Annotated in this window: 7 protein-coding genes; 2 read left to right on the top strand and 5 right to left on the bottom strand. The window is 69.1% G+C overall.

Features of this window, described 5'->3' with window-relative positions:
* Positions 1-143: 143 nt before the first annotated feature.
* The 3 genes from ACZ61E_RS07005 to ACZ61E_RS06995 all read right to left on the bottom strand — a co-directional run bounded on the left by ACZ61E_RS07005 (position 144) and on the right by ACZ61E_RS06995 (position 6,640).
* Entirely contained in the window at positions 144-3,011 is a 2,868-nt protein-coding gene (locus tag ACZ61E_RS07005; protein WP_469698238.1) for an ADP-ribosyltransferase, read from the bottom strand.
* Positions 3,012-3,227: 216 nt separating this feature from the next.
* Entirely contained in the window at positions 3,228-6,056 is a 2,829-nt protein-coding gene (locus ACZ61E_RS07000; protein WP_469698236.1) for a scabin-related ADP-ribosyltransferase, read from the bottom strand.
* Positions 6,057-6,199: 143 nt separating this feature from the next.
* The gene (locus ACZ61E_RS06995; protein WP_469698235.1) at positions 6,200-6,640 is read right to left on the bottom strand and encodes a hypothetical protein; all 441 of its coding nucleotides are present in this window, start codon (positions 6,638-6,640) and stop codon (positions 6,200-6,202) included.
* Between the two features lie 156 nt (positions 6,641-6,796).
* On the opposite strand from ACZ61E_RS06995, the gene ACZ61E_RS06990 reads away from it, so the two are divergent.
* Together ACZ61E_RS06990 and ACZ61E_RS06985 are read left to right on the top strand one after the other, a co-directional pair.
* Positions 6,797-7,633, top strand: a complete 837-nt coding sequence (locus tag ACZ61E_RS06990) for a helix-turn-helix domain-containing protein (RefSeq protein WP_469698302.1) — start codon at positions 6,797-6,799, stop codon at positions 7,631-7,633.
* Positions 7,630-7,866 carry a DUF397 domain-containing protein gene (locus tag ACZ61E_RS06985; protein ID WP_469698233.1) on the top strand — a complete coding sequence of 79 codons (237 nt, stop codon included), beginning with the start codon at positions 7,630-7,632 and terminating at the stop codon, positions 7,864-7,866. The genes ACZ61E_RS06990 and ACZ61E_RS06985 overlap by 4 nt, the downstream gene beginning before the upstream one ends.
* Here the strand turns inward: ACZ61E_RS06985 and ACZ61E_RS06980 are convergent.
* Both ACZ61E_RS06980 and ACZ61E_RS06975 read right to left on the bottom strand, forming a co-directional pair.
* Positions 7,850-9,049 (bottom strand): FAD-dependent monooxygenase, encoded by a 1,200-nt coding sequence (locus tag ACZ61E_RS06980; protein ID WP_469698232.1) that lies wholly within the window; start codon positions 9,047-9,049, stop codon positions 7,850-7,852. The genes ACZ61E_RS06985 and ACZ61E_RS06980 overlap by 17 nt on opposite strands.
* On the bottom strand, positions 9,046-10,443 hold the full coding sequence (locus ACZ61E_RS06975; protein WP_469698230.1) for an MFS transporter: 1,398 nt from the start codon (positions 10,441-10,443) through the stop codon (positions 9,046-9,048). The genes ACZ61E_RS06980 and ACZ61E_RS06975 overlap by 4 nt, the downstream gene beginning before the upstream one ends.
* Positions 10,444-10,530 lie beyond the last annotated feature (87 nt).

The raw sequence follows: 10,530 nt of genomic DNA, 5'->3' as shown, positions 1-10,530 counted from the left end.
CGGTAAATAATCACATACCCTCCCCCCCCCCCCCGCCCCACCCCCCCCCCCCCCCCCCCCCCCCCCCCCCCCCCCCCCCCCCCCCCCCCCTCCCCCCCCCCCCCCCCCCCCCCCCCCAGGGCCGTACACATCGGCAGGCCGGATCAGCCCACCTGCTTCACCTTGATGACCTTGTACTCCTTGCCACCGATGATCTTCGTCGTCTCGCCGACCTTCTCGAACTGGCCGCCGCGCGGGATCAGGACCTCCGACTCCTTGCCCCGGTAGCGGGACAGGGGGTCGATGTTGCGGCCGTTGTCGGTCTCGACCTCCAGCAGAACGTTCTCACCGCCGGAGATGTTCTTGTTCTCCGTCTGCTTCAGAGCGCGTTCGGCCTTCGCCGGGTCACTGGAGGTGCTCAGGTACTCCGGGAACTCGACCGACTCACCCGTGGCGAGCTTCTTGATCATCTCGTCCGACATGAACGTGCCTCGGTAGAACGTCCCCTCGACCTGCGGCAGATGGTCCAGAGCACGGTCCATCTTGTCCTTGAACGGATGGTCCTTGCCCCGGTTCGCCGGGTCACGGAGCCACTTGTTGATCTCCGCGGCCTTCGGTCCGGTGTAGTCGGCGATGGTCAGCGCGTCCTCGGCCGTGAAGTCCTTGGTCATCGGATTCTGCTTGGCGATCCTCTCGACCTCCTCCGACCATTCCTTCCGCCCGTCCTTGCCCGGCTTGTAGTCCGGGATGCTGTCCAGGACGTCCATCGGAGTCTTGACCGGGCAGCCCTTGAGGTGCGGCGGCTTCGGCTTCGGCTCGGGCTTCGGCTTGGGTTCCGGCTCCGGCTCGGGGTCGGGCTCGGGGTCGTCCGGGATCGGCGGGGGCGGCGGGTCGGTGAGCCCGAGCGCGTTCTGCAGCCTCTCCTCGACCTCCTGGTACGTGTCCATCCCGGGGATGGCGGAGGCGGAGAGCGCGTTCAGCATGCTCATCGGGTCGACCCCGGGAGCCGCGAGCACGGTGCCCCCGTAGGCGACGGGTGTACCGCCCCCGGCCGCGGCGAGGATGTAGCGCCCGCTGCCGGCCGCACCAACGGTCACCTTGCCTCGGTAGGCGACCTGGGTGCCGTCCGGGCACTCTTCCTTGTCCTCCTCGCCTTCGTCGTCGTCCTCGTCCCCGTCCTCGTCCTCGTCCCCGCCGTCGCTCCCGCCGTTGTCGGAACCACCGGGGCCGACTTCGCGGCAGCTCTGCATCATGCCCCAGGGGGCCATGACCGGATTGCACTCGACTTCCGGCTCGTCGTCCTCTTCGTCGTCGTCGTCATCGTCGTCGTCCTGGTCGTCCTCGTTGCCACCGCTGGAGGAGCTGCCGCCGGACGAACCACCGGAACTTCCGCCGGAGGAACCACCGCTGGACGAACCACCGGAGCTGCCGCCCGACGAACCACCGCTGGAGGAGCTTCCGCCGGACGAACCGCCGGAGCTGCCACCGGAGGAACCACCGCTGGAGGAGCCGCCACTCGATGAGCCACCGCTTGATGAACCGCCACTGGAGGAGCCACCGCTGGAGGAACCGCCGGAGCTGCCGCCCGACGAACTACCGCCCGACGAACCGCCACTCGACGAACCACCAGAGCTGCCACCGGAGGAACCGCCGCTGGACGAACCACCAGAGCTGCCACCGGAGGAACCGCCGCTGGACGAACCACCAGAGCTACCACCCGACGAACCACCACTCGACGAACCACCGGAGTCGCCGCCGCTGTCGGAGCCACCGGAGTTCCCACCATTGGACGAACCACCGGAACTTCCGCCGGAGGAACCACCGCTGGACGAACCACCAGAGCTGCCGCCCGACGAACCACCACTTGATGAACCACCGCTGGACGAACCACCGGAGCTGCCGCCGGAATCGCCGCCGCTGTCACCACCACTGGAGTTCCCACCGTTCGAGGAACCACCGTTCGAGGAGCCGCCGGACGAGGAACCGCCGTTCGAGGAACCGCCGGAGTCGTCTCCATCGGAGTCACCCCCGCTGTCGCCCCCGCCTGAGCTCCCGCCACTACCGGAATCACTGCCGCCGCTGTCACTGCCACCGGAGTCACTGCCGCCCGAGTTACTGCCACCGGAGTCGCCGCCGCTGTCACTGCCGCCCGAGTCACCGCCACCCGAGTTACTGCCACCGGAGTCGCCCCCGCTGTCGGAGCCACCGTTGTCGCCGCCGCCGGCGGCACCGCCGCTGTCCCCGCCCGAGTCACCACCGGAGTCACCGCCACTGTCACCACCGGAGTTCCCACCGTTGGACGAACCACCATTGGAGGAACCCCCGCTGGAGACACCGCCGGCCTCACCCTCGTCCTGGCCGACCACGCTCGACTCGCAGTCGCCGCCGAGGATCTTGCAGACCTGCGTCTGAAGCCCGTCCGCGACCGTGGTCCCGACGCCGGTCATCATGAGCGCGGCGATGATGAGGGCGACGAGGCCGACCATCCCTACGTACTCGACCGTCGACTGACCGCGATTGCGGCGCCACTTGATCAGGTGCGGAATCGAGAGCTTCCCGTCCCGCTTCAGCCGCCGGATCGTCCAACGCGGCCTTGCCGCCCGCTGGTCCGCAGGCAGTTCGAACCAAGCCCGGCTCGCGCCCACACTCACCAAGGCCAACAGCAGGCCCGGCAGCAGCAGTTGACTGACCCCGCGGGCGGAACCGGCGTACAGATTGACGACGCTGCCGACCAGCAGCCATGCCTGGAGGCCGATCAGCGAGAGCCACACGAGCTTGCCGCCCGTCCACAGCCGCCGCGCCAGGACCACCGCCGCGATTCCCGGCACCACCGCGTACACCGCCGCCAGACTCAGCGTCGGTGTGATGTGAGTGCCCAGCTCCAGCAGCGAGTTCAGCACGCTCACGCCACCGAGCAGCGTCAGGCCGAACATCAGATACAGGAGAATCCGGGTCGCCGCGAGCGATCTCGGCAGCTCCCAGCGGTGCGGCTGTACGGCGGCCTGGAGGCCCAGGCTCTTCGAGTCCAGCACGGGAAAACCCTTCCACCCACTGCAAAAGAAGTCCGGCTCCCCCAGCCGCGACGTGTATGCGGCCAAGGTAGGTAGAACCAAGACCCAATCCGAAGGGCCCGGGGGCCCACCGCCGGGCCCATGTCGGGCCCGGCGGTACGGAAACGACCACCGGGCCGTGGGAATCCCACGGCCCGGTGGTCGGTCAAGCGGCGGCCGGCGCGCGGCCGGGAGCTGTCAGTCCTCGCCCCGCTCGTCCGGTGACTCGTAGTACGGGTTCTCTATGAACTCGCCGGTCTTGTTGCCCCGGGAGTCGAGTTTCCAGGCGCCCTTGATGTACTTCGAATCGATTCCGCCGGGGAAGGCGATCTCGTCTTCATTGGGGTGCGGGCTGTTCGGCCCGAAGGTCGCGTTGACGTCGATGCCGCCCGGCGGGTCGACCTCGTACATGTAGTCCTGACCGTAGAACGGCACCGGCTTCTCCTTCGTCGTCGTCGAGACGAAACCGGACTCCGTGTTCTTGTCCACGTAGTTGTAGAGGTCCATGTTGTCCGGGTTCTTCGGCTCGAAGTCGTCCACGAAGACCTCGTCCGGCGGACGGTCGTCAAAGCGGTACAGAGGCTCGTCGGTGTCGCGCCACTTCGTGTTCTTGGGCAGCTTGGACGTGTCGACGTCCACGACCGCGACCTCGGGGTGCGGGTTGTCCGTCGGATTCGGAAGCGGGCAGTCCTCCGGCTCGGGCTCCGGCTCCGGCTCGGGTTCCGGCTCGGGCTCGGGTTCCGGCTCGGGCTCCGGCTCGGGCTCCGGGTCGTCGGGGATCGGCGGCGGCGGCAGATCGGTGAGGCCGATGGCCAGGCTGAACCTGTTCTTCACGTCCTGGAACGTGTCGACACCGGCCAGAGAGCTTCCCGACAGCGTCCCGGCCAGGTCCATCGGAGAAGGAACGCTGGGGGCTGCCACGAGCAGGTCGCCGCTGGCGACGACGTGCGTACGGGTCCCGGCCGCGGCGAGTATGTAGCGACCGCTGCCGGATCCGCCGGTCACGCTTCCGTAGAAGGAAGCGTTCCTGTTGTCCCGGCAGTCGTCATCATCATCGTCGTCGTCATCGTCATCGTCGTCATCGTCGTCATCGCAGAACGAGATGGGGCGGGGGCCGGCACCCGGTGGCGGATGGCCGCCGGTGGTCGAAGCGCCACCAGTGGCGGACGAGCCGCCGCCGGAGGAAGAGCCCCCGTCCTCGCAGTCCTCGCCACCGCCGCTGCTGCCACCACCGGAGTTGTTGCCACCGGAACTGCCACCACTGCTGCCGCCACTGCTGCCACCGCCGGAGTTGTTACCACCGGACAGGCCGCCACTGACCAGGCCACCGGTGATCAAGCCGCCACTGATCAGACCACCGCTGATCAGACCGCCACTGATCAGGCCACCGCTGGAGTTCCCACCGCTGGAGCTTCCACCGCTGTCGGAACCGCCGCTGTCGCCCCCGCCGTCCGCGCCGCCACCGCTGTCCGAGCCGCCGGAATCGCCACCGCCGTCAGCGCCACCGGAGTCGCCACCGCTGTCGGAGCCACCGGAGTCACCCCCACCATTCGCGCTACCGCCGCTGGAACCACCGGAGTCCGAACCACCGGAGTCGCCACCGCCGTCCGCGCCGCCACCGCTGTCCGAGCCGCCGGAATCGCCACCGCCGTCAGCGCCACCGGAATCGCCACCGCCGTCAGCGCCACCGGAGTTCCCGCCGCTGTCGGAGCCACCGGAGTCACCTCCACCGTCCGCACCACCGGAGGAACCACCGGAGTCGGAGCCGCCGCTGTCGCCACCGCCGTCCGCACCACCGGAGGAACCACCGGAGTCCGAACCACCGCTGTCACCGCCACCGTCCGCACCACCACCGGAGTCCGAACCACCGGAGTCGGAACCGCCGCTGTCGCCACCGCCGTCGGCACCACCGGAGTTCCCGCCGCTGTCGGAGCCACCGGAGTCACCTCCACCGTCGGCGCCGCCACCGGAGTCCGAACCACCGGAGTCGCCACCGCCGTCCGCACCACCGCCGCTGTCGGAACCGCCGTTGTCACCACCGCCGGAGCTGTTACCACCGGACGAGTTGCCGGACGCACCCCCGACCACACCGCCGACCGCACCACCGGAGTCCGAACCACCGGAGTCACCGCCGCTGTCGGAGCCACCGGAGTCGCTTCCACCGTCCGAACCGCCGGAAGAACCACCGCTGTCCGAACCGCCGGAGTCGCCCCCGCCGTCAGCACCACCATCAGCGCCACCGCTGTCCGAGCCGCCGTTGTCGCCACCACCGTCGGCACCGCCGCCGTTGTCGGAGCCGCCGGACGAGCCGCCGTTGTCGCCCCCGCCGTTGTCGCCACCACCGTTGTCCCCGACGACGGTGTCGCTCTCGCATTCGCCGCCCAGGACGTTGCACACCGCGTTCTGGAGACCGGTCGCGACCTGGGGACCAACACCGCTGAAGAGAAGCGCGCCGATGATCAGCGAGACCAGACCGACCATGCCGACGTACTCGACGGTGGACTGGCCCCGATTCCGCCGCCACGTGATCAGGTGCGGAATCGAGGGGAACGCCTCACGGCGCAACCGCCCGAGCGTCAACGGTGGCCTCTTGGCCCGCTGATCCGCCGGCAGTTCGAACCACGTCCGGCTCGCACCCACGCTCAGCAGCGCCAGCAACGCGCCCGGCAGCAGCAGTTGGCTGAGCCCGCGCGTCGAACCGGCGTACAGATTGACGACGCTGCCGACCAGCAGCCATGCCTGGAGACCTATCAGCGAGAACCAGACCGCTTTCCCCCCGGTCCACAACCGCCGTGCCAGAACCACGGCCACGATCCCCGGGACCACCGCGTACAGCGCCGCCAGAGTCAGCATCGGCGTGATGTGACGGCCGAGATCCAGCATCGAGTCCACCACACCGACGGCACCCAGCAACGTCAGGGCGAACATCAGATAGAGCAGAGCCCGTGTCACGACCAGTGGTTTCGGCAACTCCCAGCGACGCGCGGGTGGTATGCCGGCCTGAAGCGCCAGGCTCTTCGAGTCCAACAACGGGAAACCTTTCCAGCAACGACGTACATGTCGCCCAGCCCCCCAACCCGGCGCGTATATCGGACACTAGGTACGGGTGCACCCCAATTCGAAGGGTCCTCAGACCCACCCAAGGGCCCAAGTCGGGCCCAAACCGCAGCTCAGCGGCTGTCTGCCGGATCGAACGACATCGGGTGGCCGAACAGCGCGGCAGCGGCGTTGCGCAGGATCGCCGGGTGGACGAATCGGTCCGGATCCGAGGGCGGGCAGTACCAGAAGAGTGGCCAGGTGTCCCCGCTGAGGGCGGGCACCGGCACATAACTCACCGTTCCGCTGACGGAGTTGAACCGCGTCACCCCGGGCGCCCAGACCCGGTGCGCGGTGCTCCCGGCGGGGAGATAGAAGTACACCGCCCGGCACCGATTCGACTCGGTCACGATGGGGCCGGGATCTCCCGCGGTGATGGAGTCCATCATGTCGGCGAGTCGCCGCCCGTCCGCCCCGTCGACGCGCACGGCGTCGAATCGCACACCGGCCTTGCGGAGCTGGAATCCCGTCTTGGGTAGCCAGTCGCGCGATGAACGCTCATTCTCTGTATTCACGCGGACATTCTGCGTAGTCGCCGGTAGCGTTTTCCATGGTGTGACGGGAGCGGTCGGACACCGGTTGACCTGCACGAACTCCCGTTACGCGAGGTGGAATTCAGCGAGGATCAGTTGTGACCGGTTGAGTCCGGTCGAGTCGAAACGGTGATCGCAATGGCGCGAGCGGAAAACAAGGAATCGGCGGGTCCGGCGACGCGATTGGTGGCGGACATCGCCCGCATGATGCGCTTGCGGAAGGGCATGACGCAGGAACAGGTCGGCGTCGAAACGGGCTTCTCCGCTGCGGCGGTGAGCGCGATGGAGACGTGCGCACAACCGGCGAGCGACCAGATGCTGGTGGCGCTGGGAAAGGTACTGGGCGACGAACTCGGCATCTTCGAGCAGGCGCGGGAGTACGTAAGGCTGGACAAGTACCCGGCGCAGTTCAAGAACTACGTGCTTTTGGAGCAGAAGGCCGTGGGCCTGTGTCTGTACGCGACGCTCGTCGTGCATGGCCTGTTCCAGACGGAGGCGTACGCACGGGCGCTGATCGGCGGAGGCTATCCGCCGCTGTCGGAACAGCGGGTGGAGGAACTGGTCGAGGCGAGGATGGCGCGGAAGGCGCTGTTCGACCGGGAGCCGGTGGCGTTGATCGAGGTGATTCTGGAGGAGGGTGCGCTGCGGCGCACGATCGGCCACAGGGAAGTCATGCGTGACCAGCTTTCTCACTTGGCGGAGTGCGCGAGGCGCCGTAACGTGACTCTTCAGGTGTTGCCACTGGACTGCGGCCTGAGCGGTGAGCATGCCGGTGCCTACGGCGATATGACCCTGGTAGAGACCCCAGAACACGACCGCCTGGTCTACCTGGAGCCGCAGGAGGAATGCCTACTCATCTCCGACCCGACAAAGGCAAGCACCTACACCCAGCGCTATGCGAAGATCCGATCACAGGCCCTGGGTCCTCGCGAGTCGTTGGGCCTCATCGAGAGGTTGGCAGGAGAACCGGAATGACCAGCACCTTGCGGTGGTTCAAGTCCAGTTACAGCAACCCCAGTGGTGGCGAGTGCGTCGAGGTCGCCTTCGACTGGCACAAGTCCAGCTACAGCAGCGACAGTGGCGGCGAATGCGTCGAGGTCGCCTCCTGCCCCCACGCCGTCCACGTCCGCGACTCCAAGGTCCACGAAGGCCCCACCTTCACCGTCGCCCCCGCAGCCTGGGCGGCGTTCCTCACCTGGGCCGGATAGGGGGCAGCGCGAGCGCCGAGTGGGCCGGTCGGCCCGCTGCCGCGGGGATGGCGCCGCCGAGTCCGCGCAGCGTGCCGTTGCGCTGCTCCAGGGCACGGGCGGTGGTCGGGAAGAGCGCGGCGTCGCCCTCGCCGACCTGGTCCTGGTTCAGGGTCACGAACTCACGGGTGTCGCGTTCATAGGCGGCGAACCCCTCGGCGTGGTCCGCGTCGGCCAGTGAGGCGGCGAGCATGTACGCGCCGACGAGCGCGAGGCTCGATCCCTGCCCGGTGAGGAACGAGGGTGCGTACGCGGCGTCGCCCACCAGGGCGACCCGGCCGCTGGACCAGCGGGGCATGCGGATCTGGCTGACGGCGTCGAAGAACAGGTCGTCCGCCTCGTCCATGGCGGCGAGCATGCCCGGCACCTCCCAGCGCGCGTCGGCGAAGACCTTCGCCACCAGCTCCCGTTGGGCCCCCGGGTTCCGGAACGCGTCGAACGGCTGCTCCTGGTGGGCGAAGTTGAGGAAGGCGTGCACCTCGTCGTGCTCCCCCACGGCGTAGAGCGCCGCGGCTCGGCCCGGGGTGTTCCACAGCACGGTCTCGTGGGAGAGGCCGAAGGTGTTGCTCATGGTGAACCCGGCGAAGCAGTAGCCGAGATACCGGTGGAACCGTTCCTCGGGACCGAACACCGTCTCCCGGGTGCGTGAGTGGAGACCGTCCGCCCCGAACACCAGGTCGTACGTACGCGTGGCGCCCCCGTGGAAGGTGACGTCGACCGCGTGGCCGCCGGACTGGTCGAGGGTGGCGACGGAGTCGTCGAGAAGGAACTCCACGTCGTCGCGGACCGCCGCGTGGAGAGCGCCGGTCAGGTCGCCGCGCCGTATCTCGATGTCCTTGCCCGCCGCACCGCCGGTGAGGAGGTGCGGATCGACCGAGGCCACCTCGCCGCCGTCGCCGTCGAGGAAGGTCAGCCGGCGCAGGTCGATGTGGGCCTCCCGCAGGCGCGGCAGGATTCCCATCCTCCGTACGACCTCAAGTGCCGTGCCGCGTATGTCGATCGGGTAGCCGCCGTCGCGGAGGGCGCCGTCCTTCTCGACCACCGTGACGGCGAATCCGTGGCGGTTGAGCCAGTAGGCGAGGGCGGGGCCCGCGATGCCGGCTCCGGAGATCAGGGCGGTGCGTCGCGGTGTGGTCCGGGTCATTCCTTGACTCCCTTGTTCATGGTGCGGACGACGAGCAGGGACAGCGCCGTGAGCGCGCCGGCGATCACGAAGCCGGTGACGAAGGCCGATTCGGCCGGGACGTCCGACCCGGCCGGGGTGGCGGCGGTGAGGAGCGCGCCGCTGAGCTGCACGCCAACGGCGAAGCCGAGTACGCGAGTCACCAGGACCAGGCTGGTGGCGATGCCGGTGTCGTTCCGGTCGACGGATGTGGCGGTGCCGGTGACCATCGCCGTGACGCACAGGCCGTTGGCGAGCGCGATCAGCGTCTTGCCGACGACGAGGTGCCAGACCTCGGTGTGCACGGCCGCCAGGGCGGTGAGGGCGCCGACCATGAGGACGGCCCCGGTGGTGACGACGGCGCGTGAGCCGAAGCGGCGGGAGCCGTGCCCGGCGATGGGTCCGGCCAGGGCCGCGGCGACGGCGCCGGGCAGCAGGTAGAAGCCGATCTCGGTGGCGCTCGCCCCGAAGCCGTAGGAGTCGGAGGAGACCGCGAGGAGTTGCGGGACGAGATGGACGGGCACCGACGTACCGACGCAGATCACGAAGGTCAGCACGCAGGACTTCCACACGGCGGGCCGTGCGAGCATGCGCAGATCGACCATCGGCGCGGGCGCCCGGCGCTCGACGGCCGTCCATCCGGCCACGAAGGCGGCCAGGACCAGGACGAGGGCGCCGAGTACGAGGGGCTGGGAGGCGAGGTCGGGCGCCGTCGCGAGGACGAGCATGAGCGTGACGAGTGTCCCGCTGAGGAGGGCCAGGCCGGGCCAGTCGATGCCGGAGCTGTCCGTGCGGCCGGGCCGATCCTGCGGCATCAGCCGGTGCACCAGCACGGTGGCCCCGATGACCGCGAGCGTCGGCAGCGCGAACATCCAGTGCCGGGAGAGCCCTTCGGCCACCGGCCCGGCGGACAGCGTGCCCGCCATGCCGCCCCCGACGAACAGTCCGCTGACCGCCCCGATCGCCACCTTCGCCTCTCCGGCGGGGAGGTGTTCGCGTACGAGGATGAACGACAGGGGCAGCGCGCCCACCATCGCTCCCTGGAGTATCTGGCCGAGCAGCAGCACGGGCAGGTTCGGCGCCAGGGCGGAGACGAGGCCGCCCGCGCAGACGACCGCCATCAGCCGGACGAGGACCCGCTTCCCGCCGTAGCGGTCACCGAACTTGCCGGCGACCGGGGTGATGAGCGCGCCGGTGATGAGCAGCACGATGCTGAGTAACGCCCCTTCCGCGGGGCTCATGCGCAGCTCTCGTTGCAGGAGCGGGAGCGTGGGCGTCACCACCGATTCCAGGGCGCCGGTGGCGAGTGCCAGCAGGCCGAGGGCGCGGACAGCGGCCTTCCCGATGCGGGCCGGTGGGGACTGGGTCGCGGTCATGGGTGTCCTTCCGTCATTGCCGGGCGAGCACGGGTCGATGTCGCGACCGAAACTACACTACACCGTGCAGTGTAGGAGGCTAGGATG

The sequence above is a fragment of the Streptomyces sp. NPDC104581 genome (assembly GCF_055583685.1).
The sequence above is the reverse complement of the archived record's forward strand: the minus strand, read 5'-3'. Positions and strand labels throughout refer to the sequence as shown.